The organism is Pedobacter sp. Leaf194 (genome assembly GCF_001423945.1).
In the GTDB taxonomy this organism is placed as follows: domain Bacteria; phylum Bacteroidota; class Bacteroidia; order Sphingobacteriales; family Sphingobacteriaceae; genus Pedobacter.
The window spans coordinates 146,756-166,257 of record NZ_LMPU01000013.1 but is presented as its reverse complement, the minus strand read 5'-3'; the positions used below and the strand labels follow the sequence as shown (position 1 = coordinate 166,257).

Sequence of the window (19,502 nt, the reverse complement as noted above, 5' to 3'; positions counted from 1 at the left end):
TTTGCGATGAGAAATGGCATTATATTTTACATCAATTAATTCTGGCAGTAACGGCAACTGCTACTATGTTGGAAACAGCAATGAAGCGGTATTAATCGATGTCGGCATTTCCTGTAAAGAAGTCGAAAAAAGACTTTTAAGACTCGGCTTATCAATAAGCAAAATAAAGGCAATTTTTATTTCTCATGAGCATAGCGACCACATTAAAGGCCTCGCAGTGTTATCGAAAAAATATAGCCTTCCAGTTTACATCTCAGCTAATACGCTAAAGAGCAGCCGGTTGCTTTTAAACGAATCGAACACTTTTTCTTTCAAGCATTTAGATACCATTTCCATTGGTGGCTTAAAGGTTTCTGCATTTTCCAAATTTCACGATGCGGCAGATCCTTATAGTTTCACAGTTGATTTTAGTAATGTATGTGTTGGCGTTTTTACAGATATCGGCACAGTTTGCGAGCGCTTGGTTACACAGTTTAAACGGTGCCATGCCGCATTTCTAGAAGCAAATTACGATACAGAAATGCTTCAAAATGGTAGCTATCCTTATCATTTGAAACGCAGGATAACTAGCGGAAGAGGCCATTTATCAAATAAGGAGGCTTTGGCACTTTTTCAGGCACATAAACCTGAATTTATGAGTCATCTTTTACTGAGCCACTTATCTAAAGACAACAACGACCCAGTTTTGGTTGAGAATTTATTTAAAGCGGTTGCAGGTAAAACTTTTGTTAGTGTCGCCTCACGATACGAGGAAAGCCCGCTTCATTACGTCAGTGCTGAACAGCTTTCAGCCGAAACTTACAATTTCAACCCGCTTCTGCATCAACCTGCACAACTTAATTTATTTTAAAAGTTGCAAGCTGAAAATACCAAATACTTGGTATTGTTTTAACGCAATTATTTAGAGAGGTTTGTTTCGTTAGGAATAAATCAACGGGACGATTTAAATTAACACTAAAAGAGATTAATTAATTTTAATCTCTTTTTTTTAAAACAAATTAATTGCTTGATGGTTATATTAAAACTTCATAAATAGTTTGTTTGGTTTATTGGGGCTTATGGATTTAAGCCCCTTTGTCTTTTCCAAACCTGTTTCATTTTTTTTTCAATACTGGTAAAACTGGCCGTTTAGGAATTGCAGCATAAATACGCACTTATCACATCAACTTAGGTATTAAGCTTTAAAAAAGTTTAAGTTCTTTTGTGCTTGATTTCGGTTGTGCAAAAACGTTTAATATGCTAAAAGATACATCTGAAATGAATTAAATTTACAGTCGGCACGACTATAACATATTTTATACGATAATATAAATAGCTTTTTGCTATATTTGAATTGTACGAATTAATACGCAAAATTAACATCAAACCCTATTAAACAAATGCAGTGGTAGTAATTAACAAGACTGCCAGTGAAATAATTTAAGTCAACTACTCTCAATCATGATTGACAATCTCAAAATAGTACCGGATTTACAAAATTTACCCAATAAAATTTTATTCAGAAATTATTGCAGAGTAATTGTAGCGTCTTTAAAACCTCAAATCACTCATTATCAAGTCTGCCACTTGTAATTTAAATATTTGTGTATAAATTTCACATTTTTTAGATTTAGCAAGAGCACATTAAGTTTTAATATCAATTCATCTCAATTAACCAAAAGATGTTTTTAGCACAGCAAGAATTCTTAACTGGAAATATCAATATTAGTCTGAATAAATTAATCAATGATAGTGTAAAGCTAAATAGTAATGCAACCGCCCTGAGTTTTAATGGCGTCAGCCTTACATATTCAGAATTAAACGCAAAAGCTAATCGGCTGGCTGCACTCCTGATTGAAAAGGGCATTAAAGTAAATAGCAAAATCGCGTTAACAACGGAAAGGTCGGTTGACGTGATTATTGTTTTACTTGCAATCATCAAAACGGGAAGCGCTTATGTACCGATAGATATTAGCTACCCTTCGGAAAGAGTAACGTTTATATTAGACAATTCCGAAGCATATTTTTTTATGATTTGCAGAAAACATGAAGCAAAATACGCAAACCTTTCTTCTAAAACGCTTTTTATTGAGGATGCTATAAGAGACTCAGCCGGGTTTCCAGACGAGAATCTGGACATAGAAACCCAAAAAAATAGTTTAATTTACATTTTGCATACATCAGGTAGCACCGGAATTCCTAAAGGTGTATGCATGGGTCAGATGGCTTTGATAAATCTTTTACTTTGGCAAAAAGAGCACTCATTGGCTGGGTTTGGAACTAAAACCTTGCAATTCTCTCCGCTTAGTTTCGATGTTTCCTTTCAGGAAATTTTTGCGACCCTAACTACCGGAGGGCAGCTTGTATTAATCTCTGAAGATTACAGGCTTGATGCACATATGCTATTGAAGCTCATAGACGGACAAAAAGTTAACAGAATATTTCTTCCTTTTGTAGCATTGCAATCTTTAACCGAAACCGCAGTTGTCAACAACATTTATCCTCAGTCTTTGATCGAGGTAATGACAGCCGGTGAACAGCTGAAAGTTACGCCGCAGGTCGTCAGCTTTTTTACAAATATTCCAGGTTCGGTTTTATTTAATCAGTATGGGCCAACTGAGGCTCATGTGGTTACCGAATTGAAATTAACGGGTTCGCCTGCCGCATGGCCTGCCCTTCCAAACATCGGGAAAGCCATTTTCAATACCGAAATATTAATTCTTGACGAACAGCTAAATAAAGTGGCTAACGGCGAAATAGGCGAATTGTGTATCAGCGGCGTTTGCCTTGCAAATGGCTATTTAAATTTACCAGACTTAACTTCTGAAAAATTTGTTTTTTTACCAGAATCCAGAACCAGAATTTATAGAACCGGCGATCTAGCCCAAATTCTTTCAGATGGAAATATTGAATTTTTGGGAAGAAAGGATCTGCAAGTCAAAATTAGAGGACACCGGGTAGAGCTTGGAGAAATTGAAGTGGCTGTGGCTCACCATCCAGACATTAGTCAGGTAGCAGTTCTGTTGAGAGAAGACTTACCGGGTAGACAAATTTTGGTTGCTTACGTAATCGGTGAAGAGAAAAATCTGGAAACGAATGGATTGAAGGATTGGTTAGCCAAATCTCTGCCTGAATATATGTTACCTGATTCTTTCATCTGGTTAAATGCATTTCCGAAGACGACAAGTGGTAAAATTGATAGAAAACTTTTGCCTAAACCTGAGTTGAAGCGCCCACAAACAAATGTTATTTTTAAAAAGCCTTCTACCATAATAGAAATTGAGATCGAAAATGTATTTAAAAGCATCTTTGGATACGATAGCATAGGTTTAGAAGATAACTTTTTCGAAATCGGAGGAAATTCATTGCTTGCACAGAAAGCTGTGGCTGCTATTAAATCATCTTTAGGCTACAACATTCCCGTTACGAAACTATACCAATTCCCAACCATTTCGGGTATTGTAAATTCTTTAGAAAAAACGACTACCAGGAGAAATTACGGCAACGTGGATGATTTTTCAAGTAGCTCGAAAGACATCGCAGTTATCGGGATGTCTGCCAGGTTTCCCGGTGCGAACACCATCGAAGAATTTTGGAGTCTCCTAATTGAAGGAAGAGAGAGTGTGACTTTCTTTTCAACAGCAGAACTAGACGAAAGTGTAGACGAGGAATTAAAAAATGACCCGGCTTATGTAAAGGCTCGGGGAATTATAGCAAATGCTGACCTTTTTGATGCATCTTTTTTCGGTATTAACCCTAAACTTGCCGAATTAATGGATCCCCAACAAAGGATCTTCCTAGAAATTTCTTACGAGGTGCTTGAAAAAACAGGCAACTTATCTTCAGATAAGAAAATCGGTGTGTTTGCGGGGGCAGGAAATAACACCTATTATGAAAATAATGTTTTACAGCATCCCGATTTAATAAATAACCTGGGTAAAATACAAGTCTTATCCGTTAATGATAAAGATTACATTGCCTCACGTACGGCTTATCATTTAAATTTAAAAGGTCCGGCAGTAAGCGTAAACTCGGCATGTTCTACTTCGCTGTTAGCAATCGCTAGTGCGGTAAATAGCTTGCGAGCAAATCAGTGCGAACTTGCAATTGCAGGTGGTTCGAGTATTACAGCCCCGATAAAAAGCGGCCATATTTATCAGGAAGGAAGTATGCTGAGTTCTGACGGGCATAGCAAACCTTTTGATGATCAGTCGACTGGGACTGTTTTTAGCGACGGTACTGGTGCCGTTCTCTTAAAGAGACTTGATGATGCCATTAGAGACGGCGACAAAATAATTTCCGTAATAAAGGGGGTTGGTGTAAATAACGATGGTTTCGGAAAAGGAAGCTTTTCCGCACCAAGCAGTGAAGGCCAATCTGAGGCAATCTCTTCCGCTATTATAGATGCGGGAGTACATCCAGCAGAGATTAGTTATGTTGAAACACATGGAACGGGTACCCCCATCGGCGATCCGATTGAATTTGAAGGTTTGGTTGATGCATTTGGAAATCAGGAAAGCAATAATTTCTGTGCGATAGGTTCGGTAAAAAGTAATTTCGGTCACTTAACTCATGCTGCAGGCGTTGCCGGATTTATCAAAACCAGTCTTGCCCTTCACCACAAAAAAATCCCGGCATCACTGGGTTTTGAAACACCAAACAGAAACATAAACTTCAAGGATAGTCCATTTTTCGTAAATGATAGACTTTCAGACTGGGCAGCATCGGGTAAAAGAACTGCTGGCGTAAGCTCATTTGGCGTTGGAGGAACCAATGTACACGTGATACTTGAAGGATATGATAATCCAACAGATGAACCTACAGAAAAAATGCCTGCCGAACTTATCACATGGTCGGCCAATTCAGAGCATAGCAGAGAGCGCTACGGCATTGCACTGAATAGTTTCTTAAATTCAAATCCAACCACACAGCTTTCTGATGTAGCTTATACACTGCAAACAACGCGTAAGAATTTTAAATACCGCCAGTTTATTGTAGCCAACTCAACAAATCACTTAACAGAATTACTGGCCCAACCAGATGTAATTAATGATAAAGTAGTTAAAGAACTACCACAGGAAATTGTATTTACGTTCCCTGGGCAAGGTGCACAATATGTAAACATGGGCATTGAACTTTATCAGCAAGAGCCAGTTTATGCAGCTGCGATAGACGAATGTGCAGGTTTGCTAAAAAAATACCTCGATACAGATATTCGTTCTTTAATTTTTGTTGATGAGCCTTCTATCGAAGCTACTGAAAAGTTAAAAGATACCAAGTACACTCAACCGGCTCTTTTTGTAACAGAATATGCCTTGGCGAAACTCTGGATGAGTTGGGGTATCACTGCTACCCTGTTTTGTGGCCATAGTATTGGGGAATATGTAGCAGCGCATCTTGCAGGCATTTTTTCACTGGATGATAGCTTAAAGCTAATCTCAGCGAGGGGAAAGCTAATTAGTAATTTGCCTGTCGGTGCAATGTTATCAGTTAGGGAAAGTAGCGAAGTTGTGTCGAAAATGTTGTCAGCTGATTTATCCATCGCGGCGATAAACAGCCCAAAATCGTGTGTGGTTGCAGGTCCGACTGAACAAATCGCAGAACTTATTAAGTTTCTTGATAAAGCCGAAATTGCAAATAAAGAACTTTTTACGGGCCACGCGTTCCATTCTTCAATGATGGACCCCATTCTACCGGAATTCGAAAAAATTGTTGCTGAGGTTAAGCTTGCGGCGCCAAATAAAAAAATCGTTTCTACCGTTACAGGCAAACTGTTAAACGATCAGGAAGCTCAAAGCGTTGAGTATTGGACCATGCATTTAAGAAAAACCGTTTTCTTTTCAAAAGCTATTGAGACAATACTTGAAGGAGATTTACCTTTATTTCTTGAGGTTGGTCCTGGCAATGTAACCTCAACGTTGATTAAACAAGTTGCCGCCGGCCATTCAACCAAAGTTGCTGCTGTTTCAAGTTTGTCTTTTAAAGAAACCGAATACGCCAGTATGTTAAATGCACTGGGTACGATGTGGATAAATGGTATCAGCCCTAACTGGTCAGACTTTTATGCCGGTCAGTCTCGCAACATTATAGACTTACCAAGTTATCAATTCGACAAAAAGCGGTATTGGGTTGATGCTAAAAAACAAGAACCCACCCCAGCTAATTTTACCCAAGTTACGCAAGCGGACACGCCAAAAAATACAACTAACATGCGAAAAAGTAATCTGACAGAAAAAGTTAAGCAAATATTAGAAGATGCTTCAGGTATTGAAATAAACAATGCCAACTTCAAAGCAAATTTCCTGGAGTTGGGCTTAGATTCACTTTTGCTTACTCAAATTGCAATCTCTCTCAAAAAGGAATTCAACCTTCCAATCACCTTCAGAAAACTAAATGAAGAATATTCTTCAATAGATACATTAGTTGATTATCTGCTTATCAACACTGCTGATGATGAACCTGTGGCGTCATACCCTGTGGCCAATTACCATCAAAACGCACCAAATGGCAGTCAGTTTACTGAAGTGCAGCAAAACAAAATGCCGGCAATGGTAAATGATGGCGCCCTCAGTTTGATTGCCCAGCAACTGGAAATATTGTCTAAACAGGTGATTCTTCTTCAAGGCGGCAATATTAATACAACTTTTCAGCAGGTATTGCCGAGCGAAATTAACAAGCAGCCTGCGAAGTTAGAGGAAAAGAAACCGAATGATTTTTCGCTTTCTAAGGAAGAGACAGCCGAAATTCAAAAGCCATTTGGTGCCACCCCCAAGATTGAACGTCTCTCTACCGAGCTTAATGCAAAACAGGCAGATTTCATCAACAACCTAACCTTAAGATATAATAACAAAACTGCAAAAAGTAAATCCTTCACTGCAGATAGCAGAGCTTACATGGCAGACCCAAGGGTTGTTTCGGGATTCAGACCGGCAACCAAAGAACTCATCTATCCTATTGTAATCAACAAATCTGCAGGAAGTAAGCTATGGGATATCGATGGCAATGAATACATTGATGCTTTAAATGGTTTTGGCTCGAGCATGTTGGGCTATCAGCCTGAAGTTATAAAGGCAGCAATGCATGAGCAAATCGACAAAGGTTACGAAGTTGGCCCTCAGCATGAGCTGGCTGCCGAAGTAAGTAAGTTGATATGTGAATTTACAGGTTTCGACCGGGCTGCACTTTGTAGTACAGGTTCTGAAGCAGTATTAGGTTGCATCCGTATAGCGAGAACTGTAACAGCCCGTTCACTTATAGTAGCATTTACAGGTTCTTATCATGGCATCATTGATGAAGTTTTAGTTAGAGGAACTAAAAAACTAAAGTCTTTCCCCGCGGCAGCCGGAATTATGCCTGAAGCCGTACAAAATATATTAGTATTAGATTACGGAACGGATGAATCTCTGGAAATCATCAAACAAAGAGCTGCTGAAATTGCTGCAGTACTTGTTGAGCCTGTGCAAAGCAGAAGACCTGAATTCGTTCCGATAGAATTTTTAAAGAAGGTTAGGCAAATTACGCTTGATGAGGAAATTCCATTGATTTTTGACGAAGTAATTACTGGTTTCAGGATGCATCCGGGTGGTGCGCAAGCCTTATTTGGCATCAAGGCAGATCTTGCTTCTTATGGTAAAGTTATCGGCGCAGGTGTTCCAATCGGTGTTATTGCTGGTAACCGGGAGTTGATGGACGCCTTAGATGGTGGACATTGGGAGTATGGAGATCAGTCTTATCCGGAAATCGGCGTGACTTATTTCGCCGGAACCTTTGTCAGGCATCCTTTAGCTTTGGCATCAGCGAAGGCTTCTCTAAATTATATGAAAGAAAAAGGACCAGCATTGCAAGAGGAATTAAATAAAAAAGGTGCTTACCTTTCTAAAGGTATAAATGATGCATTTGAAAAAAGAAAACTGCCGATTTATGTCGCCAATTATGGCTCTCTTTGGAAAGTGAAATACCATGAAGAAATTCCTTACAGCGAGTTGATGTTTACACTGATGCGGGAAAAAGGAATTCATATTCTTGACGGATTTCCATGCTTCATAACAGAAACGCTAACATACGAAAACATAGACACAATTGTTAGTTGCTTCATAGAGAGTATGGATGAAATGATTAAAGCTGATTTTTTTTCCTCAACGAATCAATTAAATGGCAATTTTGTTGCAGATGAGGTTGTTGTGAGTGCAGATAATCCACCGGTTGCGGGTGCCAGACTCGGTAAAGATAAAGAGGGAAACCCTGCATGGTTTATTCAGGATCCTAATCAGAACGGAAAGTACCTTCATGTTAAACTTACATAATTTTTCATGACGGAGACTAACTTTATTGAGGTGGATTATAATCCTTTCGAAGAAGGAAAGGAGATTGAGAAGGTTATAACACTAAACGAATCTCAAAAAGAGATTTGGTTATCATGTATTATTGGTGGTGATACAGCGAGTTTGGCTTACAACGAATCTGTTTCACTAAAACTAACCGGACGATTTAATTTCTCAGCCTTTCAGGATGCTGTAAAAATGGTTACATCTCGCCATGAAGCTTTGAGGGCAACTGTTTCTAAAGATGGCGAGAACTTAATCGTTTACAATAAAGTTGATGTTGAAGTTGTTTTCAGTAATCTCTCGCACGTAGGGTCACAATTATTAGATCAGGAACTAAAAACTTTTGTACAAAAAGAAATCAGCATTCCTTTCAATCTTTACGAAGGTCCGCTGCTAAAACTATTTGTTCATAAACTTGATGATGATACGCACTACTTTACTATCATCATCCACCATATCATCGGCGATGGGTGGTCACTTGGCATCTTCCTGGAAGATTTGAGCAACTGCTATAATGCATGTTTAAGTGGAATCAAATTGCCTCTTCAACCTCCAGATCAAATAAGTAAATATGCGCTTGAGCAGGTTGCTTTTATTCGTAGCGAAGAGTACAAACAAACCCAGCAGTTTTGGCTAGATCAATATAAAGACGATGTTCCGGTTTTAGATATGCCATTAGATTTTAGCCGTCCGGTAAATAGAACATACCAGGGCAAAAGAAATGATTATATTGTCGACCCTGAACTTTACGAATCTGTAAAGCGCCTGTCAGTAAAATCAAAAAGCAGCGTGGTATCGACTTTAATTGCTGCGTTTGAAGTTTTTCTATACAACCAAACCGGCCAGGAAGATATTGTTTTAGGTTTACCAGCTGCTGGTCAACTGGCATCAGAAAACTTGAATTTAATTGGTCATTGTGTAAATTTATTGCCTCTAAGAAGTAGAATAGATCCAAACGCCTCATTTATAAACTACTTACTAAATAGGAAAAACGAAATACTGGACGCCTATGATCATCAAAGGCTAACCTTTAGCGAGCTGTTAAAGAAATTAAATGTTAAGAGAAATAAGGCCAATATTCCTTTGGTCCCTGTTGTTTTTAATGTTGATAGAGGAATGGATGATGCGGTTAGTTTCTCGGGCTTAAGCCATCAAATTATATCAAACCCAAGAGTATCGCAAACATTCGAAATCTCGTTAAATGTTAATGGTTCAAAGGATTCGATGATTTTTGAATGGGCATACAACACGCAATTATTCACTTCTGAAACAATAAACAGAATGATGGATGATTTCGTTTCCCTGCTCATGGTTGTTTCCGAAAATCCTGAGACATTAATAGCCGACACCACTGCCAATATAAACCCGTTTCCAGACATAACGCCGGCAACGCTAAGTTTTCCTCAAAACCTTACTATCCTCGATTTATTTGAACATGTTGTTGCAACCAGAGCAAATGATGTAGCAGTTGTATGCGAAGGTAAATCACTCACCTACAAGGATTTAGATACCAGAGCAAACCAACTTGCTAATTATTTCGCAAATAAAGGTTTAGAAAACAATGCACTGGTTCCAATTTGCATTCATCCATCATTAGAAACCGTTATAGGCATAATTGCGATATTAAAAGCGGGCGGTACTTATGTTCCGATAGATCCGGAATATCCAATTTGCAGGATAAAGATTATTATCGATGAAATAAAATCTAATCACATCATTTGCGATAAGGTCATTGCTAAAAAACTCAATGAATTAGTTGGTCAGGAAATAATCCAGATAGATGATGAAAAAACGCCTGTCTGGCAAGAAAATACGTCAAAACCACTTTTGGTTTCTAACCCCGATGCTTTAGCTTACATCATCTACACTTCTGGTTCAACAGGAAACCCTAAAGGAGTTATGATTCCGCATGTTGCCTTAGCTGACTATCTATTTGGCTTAAGAAGTAAAATCTCTGGTTTGAAAGACTGTAAAAGCTTTGCGCTTGGTTCTTCAGTTTCTACCGATTTGGGCAACACTACCCTATTCAGTGCTTTAACTTTAGGCGCTCAACTTCATATTTTCGCAAAAGATAGATTCAATAATACCGATTATATCCACCGGTATTTTACTGATAATCAGATCGACTTCTTAAAAATAGTGCCATCGCAATGGAAGTTTCTAATGACTCAACAACGATTGTTGTTGCCTAAGAAAATTTTAATGTTTGGTGGCGAAGCATTACCCGCAGAATATATTAAGCTGATTAACGCTTCAGACGCATCCTGTCAAATTGTAAACCATTATGGCCCAACAGAAACTACAATAGGTAAGTTAATTCATTTGGTTGATAAGGATTTTAATTACCCTGTAATTATACCCATTGGTAAGCCTTTCTCGAATACTACCATCTACGTACTAAATAAGAATTTAAAAAACTGCCCTGTAGGTGTTCCTGGCGAACTCTATATTGGTGGTTTGGGTTTAGCAAAAGGTTACTTAAACAATAGCAAACTGACTGATAGTGTCTTTGTGAAAAACCCAAATAGTGATGTTGAGGAAAGAATTTACAAAACCGGAGACTTGGTTAAATGGTTGGCTGGCGGAGATATTGAATACTTGGGAAGAATTGATGACCAGATTAAAATCAGAGGTAATAGGATAGAATTGGGTGAAATTCAGAATACGCTGCAAAAACATCCAAATATAAAACAATCGGCAGTTTTTGCGGTAGAAGTTGAGCAAAACGAAAAGGAGCTCGTTGCCTATTTAGTGCTTAACGGCAGTTTTGATAGGGACAATGTGGTGCAGTTTTTAAGGAAGCAGTTGCCAGAATACATGGTTCCTAAAATTTACATGGAATTGGATAACCTTCCCTTAACATCAAATGGTAAGGTAGACAGGAAAGCGCTACCCGAATTTAATACCGGAAATCAGTCAGATGTTAACGATATAATTGAGCCACAGAACGATATGCAGGCACTTGTTGCTGATATTTGGTCTAAAAATTTAAACCTTGAAAAAATAAGCATAAAAGACGATTTCTTCGAACTCGGTGGACATTCGATGATTGCTATAAAGGTAATGGTAGAAATTGAAAAGCAAACAAACTTGAGGTTGCCACTGTCAATCTTATTTGATAACTCTACTGTAGAAAAGTTTGCACTGCAGTTAAATAAATCAAAGCAGGATATTAACTGGGATTCTTTAATTCCGATAAAATTATCTGGTTCAAAAGCTCCACTATACATCGTCCATGGGCAAGGCATGAATATTATTGTTTTCAAGCCACTTGCTAAAGAAATAGATGCCGAACGACCGATTTACGGCTTGCAGCCAAAGGGTTTAAATCCTGAAATTGAACCGCTTGAAACAATTGAAGAAATTGCTGCAGATTACATTAAAGAAATTATTGCTAATAATCCTAGCGGACCTTACTTAATCATGGGCTACTCATCTGGTGGCACAATTGCATTAGAGATGTCCAATCAAATGGCAAAAATGGGCAAAAAGGTTTCATTTTTGGGTCTGTTGGATACGTATTTCGATGGGGAAAGCTATCTTCAGCTGGCTAGCAAAAATAATCATAAGGAGATTATAAACTGGACATTTAAGTTTGTTGGATTCGGCTTCGTTTATCTGTTCAGGCATCCCAAAGAATTTTTACGCCACAAAGTCAGCTTTACCTTTGGTACGATGTATAATTTATATAAAAAGATTAAGCCGATAGAAAAAGATTTATCAAACCCTAAATATGTTTTAAGCAAAATACAAAGTGTACACGCAAAAGCTTTCCATAAGTATAAAATTAAAAAATACGATGCAGATGTACACCTGTTTAAATCAAACGACATTTTATTGAGCTACATACCACACGCTAAAACAAATGGATGGGCGCCTTACATAAATGGAAAATTAACTTTGATCGATATCCCACTGGAACACCTTCAATTTTTTAAACCTGAATATGTGAAGATTTTATCAGACAAATTGAATGCAGTTCTACGGAGTATCGAGTCTTGATTTTCAGAAATTGAATAAGTTGATACACAACAATATATTTTGGAATGATTATGAAGAGCATACGCTTCTAAACAAAGACTGCGTAAATATTTTCAAAATTTCAATTGATAGCTATCAGGCAATAAAAGATATCAGCAAACTGATCTTAACTGATGATGAACTGAAAAAAGAAGAAAGATTTATTCAGGAGAATGATAGAAAAAGATATATTACCGGTAAGGTTTACAGTAAATTGCTTGTGGCAAAAATGTTAAATAAAGATCCTGCAGATGTACATTTCGAATATAACAGGTACAAAAAGCCATATATAAATGGTATACATTTTAATATAAGCCATAGTGGAGATTGTGTTATGTTAGCGATAAGTACTGGTGTGGTTGGCATCGATATTGAACACATCGATCCAAATTTAAATTATGATGAATTAAGCAAGCAATGCTTTAGTGAAGCGGAGATTAATATGATAACAGATTTAGATATATTCTATCTATTCTGGACGCGAAAAGAGGCATTACTAAAAGCAACCGGCGAGGGTTTGACAGACGATTTACCTGCGATCAATTGCACGGAAGCGCTCGTAGAACGATTTGGTGTTTTTTATGAGTTAAAAAGTTTCAAATTAAACGAAGCATACGTTTTAAGTACAGCATCAACAAAACCTAAAAGCATTTATCAATACTGGTATTTAAAACATTGAACTGTACCATAAATTTTCCTAATAAAAATTTATACTGCACCAAATATCATTAAAACAGGAAACACTTAACCTAAAAAATTTAATTATAATTGTATCCCAAACTTCAGTTTCATCCCATGGAAATTCAAAAAGTTGATAACATTACGCACCAGGAATTTATAAAAAATTTCTACGAACCAGGTATCCCGGTAGTTTTTAAAAATGCTTCAAGCGTATGGAAAGCTAAAGGCTTATTCTCTCCAGATTGGTTTAAGAATAACTATGGGGACAGGGTTTTGAAGAAAGAAGGTAAAACTTATACCATGAGTGAGGTTTTTGATTTGGTAGAAAGCAGCACTATTGAAAATCCGGCACCATACCCTTTAAAATACAATATCACGACCGATTTGCCTGAATTACTGCCGCTCATCCAACCATTAAATTTAAACTATGCGCTACCAAACTGGCTGGAGAGCCAATGGTTTAAGAAGGGTTATTGGGGTAGCGCAACAGAACTATTTATTGGCGGTCCGGGTGGTAAATTCCCTTACCTGCATTTAGATTATTATCATTTAAATGCCTGGATAACACAATTGTATGGAGAAAAGCAGTTCACAGTTTTCCCCCGCGGGCAGGAACACTTACTTTATCCGAAAGCTGACGACCCTTGGCGTTCAGAAGTCAACATTTTTGAGCCTGATTACGAAAAATTTCCTAAATATAAAGAAGCCACGCCAATAAACTTCGCAGTCGGCCCAGGTGAAACCTTATTTATACCATTTGGTACCTGGCACTCTGCCTATTCGCTTACTACCACCATTTCGGTAGCTTTCGATCAGTTAAATGAAAAAAATTACAAACCCTTTTTAAAAGATGTTTGGGATTTTAAAAGGCGTGAGGGAATTGTTAAGGCCTTAACAATGCATAGTTATGCATGGCTTGGGTGTAAAATTGGAAATAGCTTAAAATAAACCCAAGCTGCCACGGCCAATAATACTGCGTTAAATTTATAATTCGTTCAAATTTCATATCTAAACCAAGCAAAATAATGGCTGCTCTTAAAGAAACTATAAAGAAAATAATAAAATTTCATCCCTACTCGCATGTTAAATCGCTTAAAAATTTAATACATGTTGGGTCAGAGCATCATGGTTACACCATTCCAGCCAATTTCCTTGATAAAAATTCCGTTTGCTATTGTATTGGCGCCGGAGAAGATATCTCTTTTGATACGGAACTAAAAGTGTTGTTCGATTCGAAGGTTTTTATCTTCGACCCAATGCCCGAGGGCATTAACTACTTCAAAAAATTAGAGGCGACATTAGCTAAAGGTGAAACCTTTGGGGTTTTTGATGATGAAAATTTTCTTTATAGACTAAATAGCAATCAGATACAGGAAATAACATACGTAAATAAAGGTGTTTGGAATGAGAAAACAACTTTAAAGTTTTATGCACCCCAGTTAGACAATTATATCTCGCACTCTGTTTATCTCTTTCAGGATTCAGGCGAATATATAGAAGCCCCTGTAGACCGTCTGTTCAATTTCATGAGAGAGTTTAACCATAAAACGGTTGATCTTGTTAAAATTGAAATTGAAGGCGCAGAATATACGGTTATCGATAGCATTGTAAAAGACAAACTTGATGTAAAAATCATTTGCGTTGAGTTCGATGAAGTTTATCACAAAAAAGATTTAGCCCATAAGCTTAGGATTAGGAAATCGTCGAATCAGCTCATGAAAGCAGGGTATGTTTTGGTACATTCAACTTATATGATGAAAAGAACTTTCATAAGAAAAGATGTTTTCGCAATGTTGAAATCGAAGGAATAGCAGATTTCTAAGTTTTCCGCAGCGAACGCTCCCAGGCGGCGCTTTGATTTTTCTTATAATATCGAACCATACCTGCCAATACTGCGTAGTTCATAATACAAAAATAGTAAGGTATAAAAAACGCCTTTATTTTAATGTTTCTACGCTCGAAAAACCAACCCAGCGCACTTAACAAATAGAATGCGACCTGAGCGGTTAAAATAAACTCATATAAAAATATGTCGGTTTTGACGACAATTAACAAATTGATCAGTACGAGTAAAATTAGAAGAAATGGAGTAATTGTCCACCTTAAAACCCGGTGCGATATATATTGAAAAGTAAGCACAGGATAATGAAATGGGTTAGCTGCTTTTTTTAACCTTAAAATGGATTGAATGCCTCCGGCCGCCATTCTTATTTTTCTTTTCAATTCTTCTTTTACATTTGCAGATGATGTTTCAGATGCATAAGCATTTGGTTCATAGGCGATGAGAAATCCCTTCTCAGCAATGCGCATGGCAATCATGTGGTCGTCGATGATCGTGTCCGACTCAACCGGTTGGTAAAGCGATGTTCTGATGCTGAAAAGTTCTCCAGCCGCACCAACGTTTGAATACAGTTCGTAATCCCATTTCTTCAATTTCGATTCATACTTCCAGTAAAAGCCCTCTCCTGCCGAACTTGCATCAGCTAGTTCTTCAACCATTATTCTTTTCTCACCTGCCACAGCACCTACTTTTGGATTTTGGTAGTGCTTAACAAGTTCATTTATGGCTGCTTTATTTAAAAAAGTATTTGCGTCCGTAAAAATCAAAACTTCGTTCCGCACATAAGGCATGGCTCGCTTTATGGCAGCCATTTTACCAGTTCTGATGTTTTCATGCAGCAATTCCACTTCAGTGTATTTACTTATCCTTTCAGCAGTTTCGTCTGTAGAGCCATCGGTTATAAAAATAACCTGCATCTTATTTTTTGGATAATCTAGATCAAGTGTATTTAAAACTTTTTCATCAATAATATCTTGCTCGTTCCACGCGGCGATTAAAATGGTAACCGTAGGCAATTCGGCGTTAACGCTAAATGAAAACGGCTTTATAAAAAACCTTTTTATTTTGACCAGAATTAATAGTAAAAAACCGTAACCAACAAAAGTGTAAATAACGAGGAATAGCGAAATCCAGAAAGCTGTAATCATTTGGGATGTTTAAATTTTAAAACCTAACTTTTTGCTATTTTTAGTATTTGTAAAATTCCAGGCTAAGGCCCGAAATGTCCATTTCACCAAATCCAATCTATTTTTTAAAAGGTAGGTTATAATTTGCTTTGTACAAGCGATAAATATATAATATAAACTAAATAAAATTGTATTCGCAAAGCCGGTATTTTTTCTGATAAACAGCATCCGATTGCGGGTCATGAAATAGGTTTTAATTGCACTCTCCTTTCCTACGCTCATCGATTCTTTGTGGTAAATTTTTGTCTTCCCCGTAAACCAAATCTTTTTTCCTGCCTTTCGAAATCTTTCACACCAATCCAACTCTTCATAGTATAGAAAAAATTCATCGGCCATTAATCCAATTTTTTCCAAATCGACTCGCCTACACATCATTGCCGCACCGTGGCAATACGCTGTAGGTCTACTATCTTCATCAAACTGACCATTGTTACGTTGCATACTCCCGATACCATCATTTCTACAGGTGATGTAGTTCATGTCTGTGAAGCCTGCGTACTGAATAATTTCAGGTTGATCATAAAACAAAATTAAGGGAGATAATAACCCTATTTCGGCATTGCTTTCCATTTCACTAACCAAAATATCTATCGTATCAGCCGTAATCTCTGTATCATTATTTAAAAGCAAAAGGTAGTCACCGGTTGCTTTCTTTATGCCCACGTTATTTCCACCGGCAAAGCCGAGGTTTTTATTACAGCGTATGTAAATTAATTCCGGATAAATTGATTTATACTCCTGCTCAAACTCTTCCTTACTCCCATTATCCACAAAAACAACTTCTACATCATATCTAGAAGGATTTTGTTTCAAAGAATTTAGGAAATCTAGATTAACCTGGTGTTGATTGAAATTAACGGTGACGATTGATACAGACTTCATTATTGCGTAAAAATAATGAAATTACTGTAAGAAATGCACATAATTAAAACTAAATCTATAGTAGGCTGTTGTATTACAATTAATCAAACATCGAAATAGCGTAGCTAAATTTATACAAAATGAGACAGTTTTTAATCAAGAAATCAATGCTCTATTTTAATTTATATTCCTAAATTTGAACTTTGTCCCTTTGGTAGTTAAAAATTTAATGTTTTTAAAGCTGTTTTGCTTATTAGCACTGCCTAACAACAGTAATTAATTACATCATCCTTAATTGAAAAAATGCGCATAGCCCACCTTATTTTAACTTACACAGACCCCCACCAAACAGAGCGAATGATAAAAAATATGATGCATGAAAATTTCGATTTTTATATTCATGTTGATAAAAAGTTCGATATTAACCCTCATCTTTTTTTAAAAAGAATACCTAACGTTTATTTTATTAATAATCGAATTAATGTAAAATGGGCAGGGTTTAATACCGTAAGAGCAACATTTGAATGTATCAAAGAAATTGTTAATAAAGGTATTGAATACAAATACATCAATTTTTTAAGCGGACAAGATTATCCATTAAAACCTGCGGCGTTTTTGGCTGAATTCTTCGAAAAAAGCGATAAAGAGTTTTTAAGCTACAAAGACATTAAAAACGATTGGAAAGAAGGCTTGATAAGAATGGAAAAATACTTTTTAGCCAATTATAATTTTAAAGGCAAAACCAGTTTGGAGAATATAATTAACTATGTTATGCCTAAACGGAAATTGCCTTATAATCTGCATCCTTATGGCAAATCGATGTTTTGGATGTTGAGTCCGAAGGCAGCGATGCATGTAGTTGATACAGTAGAAAATGATAAAAAGCTAATCAATTTCTTCTCATTATGTTGGGGAAGCGATGAATTTGTATTCCAGACCATGCTTTTAAATTCGCCGTTCAAGGATAAGATCAAAAATGAAAATTATAGGTACATTGATTGGTCTTTGGGAGGGGCAAATCCAAAAGTTCTTGATGAACATGATTTTGATGCTTTAAAAAGTTCTGACATGCTTTTCGCCAGAAAAGTAAATGAAATAAAAAGCAAAAAACTATTGGACTTAATTGATAGTCAACTTCTTACCTTATTTGGCGTATTTACATGGCTCACGTAATTAACCTCACAACATTTAAAGACAGTCGCGGAATTTTAACCGTGCTAGACAGCGTAGTCGATTTCGAAATAAAACGACTTTTCTACATTTACGCAGTAGACGATTCAGATCGCGGTGGACACAGGCATCACAATACCTATCAGGCAGCAATTTGCATCCAGGGGTCTTGTAAAATAACAAATAGTGATGGAAGCAAAACTGAGATATTTGAATTAAACTCTCCCGAAAGATGTTTAATATTAGAACCTCAGGATTGGCATGTAATGCATGAATTTTCGAGCGACGCCATCTTATTAGTACTCGCATCAACAGCCTTCGACCCTAAAGACTATATATATGAGCCCTACAAGAATACCATATGAAAATTTAAAGGCGCTCAATAAACCATTCGAAGACGCATTTAGATTGAAATTTAACGATTTTTTACACAGTGGCTGGTACATTCTTGGTAACGAAGTTTCACAATTTGAAAAGGAGTTTGGAAATTACCATAACGAGCAATATGTTGTGGGTGTTGCCAATGGCTTAGATGCACTTATCCTTTCTTTAAAATGTTGTAATTTTAAGAAGGGTGATGAAGTAATTGTGCCTTCAAATACGTACATCGCCAGCATTTTAGCTATTTTACAATGTGATTTGGTTCCCGTTTTTGTTGAGCCTAGTATTGAAACGTATAATATAGACCCAAAAAAAATTGAAGATAGCATAAGTCCAAAAACGGTTGCCATAATGGCGGTTCACCTATATGGGCAATGTTGTGAAATGGGGCCTATAGCTGAGTTAGCGCAAAAACATAATTTAAAAATCGTTGAAGATTGTGCACAAGCTCATGGTGCAAGATATAGTGGAAAACTAGCGGGTAGTTTTGGCGAGTATGGCTGCTTTAGTTTCTACCCGACCAAAAATCTTGGCGCTTTAGGAGATGCTGGAGCAATTATTTGCAAAACCGAAGCAGATTATCTAAAGCTCAGGCAGTTGCGTAACTACGGTTCAGAGAAGAAATATCATAACGGCATAATTGGTTACAACTCTCGTTTGGATGAGATACAGGCGTCTTTTTTACGTGTGAAACTACCGTACCTGGATAAAATCAATAATCATAAAAAAGCTTTAGCATCCATTTATCAAAGCAGTTTAAATGATAGCTTTATCAAACCAATAATTGACCAAAATTTTGATAACGTTTTCCATATTTATAATATCCGACATCCGGAAAGAGATCGTTTAAAAGCTTATCTATCAGAAAACAATATAGATACAGAAATTCACTATCCTGTTGCGCCGCATAAACAGCAAGCACTTCATTCGTTAAATAATTTAAGTTACCCTATTTCAGAAGAAATACACGCCACCACATTAAGCTTGCCATGCTCATTTGCCCACACAGCTGATGACATCTATAAGGTTGTTGAAATTATAAATAAATTTAAGTAATTG

Annotated in this window: 11 protein-coding genes; 9 read left to right on the top strand and 2 right to left on the bottom strand. The window is 37.0% G+C overall.

What is annotated here, in order from left to right; genetic code table 11:
* Positions 1–13: 13 nt before the first annotated feature.
* From ASG14_RS18630 to ASG14_RS18605, 6 genes are all read left to right on the top strand, one after another.
* Positions 14–850, top strand: a complete 837-nt coding sequence (locus tag ASG14_RS18630) for an MBL fold metallo-hydrolase (protein WP_056872588.1) — start codon at positions 14–16, stop codon at positions 848–850.
* Positions 851–1,661: 811 nt separating this feature from the next.
* On the top strand, positions 1,662–8,282 hold the full coding sequence (locus ASG14_RS18625; RefSeq protein ID WP_056872587.1) for a type I polyketide synthase: 6,621 nt from the start codon (positions 1,662–1,664) through the stop codon (positions 8,280–8,282).
* Positions 8,283–8,288: 6 nt separating this feature from the next.
* Positions 8,289–12,305 (top strand): non-ribosomal peptide synthetase, encoded by a 4,017-nt coding sequence (locus tag ASG14_RS18620; protein ID WP_056872586.1) that lies wholly within the window; start codon positions 8,289–8,291, stop codon positions 12,303–12,305.
* Positions 12,277–13,002: a 4'-phosphopantetheinyl transferase superfamily protein gene (locus ASG14_RS18615; RefSeq protein WP_056872585.1), complete on the top strand. Its 726-nt coding sequence runs from the start codon at positions 12,277–12,279 to the stop codon at positions 13,000–13,002. The genes ASG14_RS18620 and ASG14_RS18615 overlap by 29 nt, the downstream gene beginning before the upstream one ends.
* A 116-nt stretch (positions 13,003–13,118) precedes the next feature.
* Complete coding sequence (locus ASG14_RS18610) at positions 13,119–13,952, top strand: cupin-like domain-containing protein (RefSeq protein WP_056872584.1); 834 nt, start codon at positions 13,119–13,121, stop codon at positions 13,950–13,952.
* A 77-nt stretch (positions 13,953–14,029) separates the two neighbouring features.
* Positions 14,030–14,815, top strand: a complete 786-nt coding sequence (locus tag ASG14_RS18605) for an FkbM family methyltransferase (protein ID WP_056872583.1) — start codon at positions 14,030–14,032, stop codon at positions 14,813–14,815.
* A 7-nt stretch (positions 14,816–14,822) separates the two neighbouring features.
* On the opposite strand, the gene ASG14_RS18600 is transcribed toward ASG14_RS18605, so the two are convergent.
* Together ASG14_RS18600 and ASG14_RS18595 are read right to left on the bottom strand one after the other, a co-directional pair.
* Positions 14,823–15,992: a glycosyltransferase family 2 protein gene (locus ASG14_RS18600; RefSeq protein ID WP_056872582.1), complete on the bottom strand. Its 1,170-nt coding sequence runs from the start codon at positions 15,990–15,992 to the stop codon at positions 14,823–14,825.
* Between the two features lie 9 nt (positions 15,993–16,001).
* Positions 16,002–16,913, bottom strand: coding sequence for a glycosyltransferase family 2 protein (locus ASG14_RS18595; protein ID WP_056872581.1), 912 nt, complete (start codon positions 16,911–16,913; stop codon positions 16,002–16,004).
* A 282-nt stretch (positions 16,914–17,195) separates the two neighbouring features.
* Between ASG14_RS18595 and ASG14_RS18590 the strand changes: the two genes are divergently transcribed.
* The 3 genes from ASG14_RS18590 to ASG14_RS18580 are packed head-to-tail and all read left to right on the top strand — an operon-like array spanning position 17,196 to position 19,499.
* Positions 17,196–18,065 carry a beta-1,6-N-acetylglucosaminyltransferase gene (locus tag ASG14_RS18590; protein ID WP_082491705.1) on the top strand — a complete coding sequence of 290 codons (870 nt, stop codon included), beginning with the start codon at positions 17,196–17,198 and terminating at the stop codon, positions 18,063–18,065.
* On the top strand, positions 18,053–18,427 hold the full coding sequence (locus tag ASG14_RS18585) for an FdtA/QdtA family cupin domain-containing protein (protein ID WP_056872579.1): 375 nt from the start codon (positions 18,053–18,055) through the stop codon (positions 18,425–18,427). Before ASG14_RS18590 ends, ASG14_RS18585 begins: the two co-directional genes overlap by 13 nt.
* Positions 18,428–18,470: 43 nt before the next feature.
* Positions 18,471–19,499, top strand: coding sequence for a DegT/DnrJ/EryC1/StrS aminotransferase family protein (locus ASG14_RS18580; protein WP_235528622.1), 1,029 nt, complete (start codon positions 18,471–18,473; stop codon positions 19,497–19,499).
* Positions 19,500–19,502: the final 3 nt, after the last annotated feature.

Excerpts from the sequence above, each read along its gene's own strand:
- ASG14_RS18620 (WP_056872586.1), top strand. The coding sequence starts at position 8,289 with ATGACGGAGACTAACTTTATTGAGGTGGATTATAATCCTTTCGAAGAA.
- ASG14_RS18630 (WP_056872588.1), top strand. The coding sequence starts at position 14 with ATGGCATTATATTTTACATCAATTAATTCTGGCAGTAACGGCAACTGC.
- ASG14_RS18585 (WP_056872579.1), top strand. The coding sequence starts at position 18,053 with ATGGCTCACGTAATTAACCTCACAACATTTAAAGACAGTCGCGGAATT.
- ASG14_RS18590 (WP_082491705.1), top strand. The coding sequence starts at position 17,196 with ATGCGCATAGCCCACCTTATTTTAACTTACACAGACCCCCACCAAACA.
- ASG14_RS18615 (WP_056872585.1), top strand. The coding sequence starts at position 12,277 with ATGCAGTTCTACGGAGTATCGAGTCTTGATTTTCAGAAATTGAATAAG.
- ASG14_RS18605 (WP_056872583.1), top strand. The coding sequence starts at position 14,030 with ATGGCTGCTCTTAAAGAAACTATAAAGAAAATAATAAAATTTCATCCC.
- ASG14_RS18610 (WP_056872584.1), top strand. The coding sequence starts at position 13,119 with ATGGAAATTCAAAAAGTTGATAACATTACGCACCAGGAATTTATAAAA.
- ASG14_RS18595 (WP_056872581.1), bottom strand. The coding sequence starts at position 16,913 with ATGAAGTCTGTATCAATCGTCACCGTTAATTTCAATCAACACCAGGTT.
- ASG14_RS18625 (WP_056872587.1), top strand. The coding sequence starts at position 1,662 with ATGTTTTTAGCACAGCAAGAATTCTTAACTGGAAATATCAATATTAGT.
- ASG14_RS18600 (WP_056872582.1), bottom strand. The coding sequence starts at position 15,992 with ATGATTACAGCTTTCTGGATTTCGCTATTCCTCGTTATTTACACTTTT.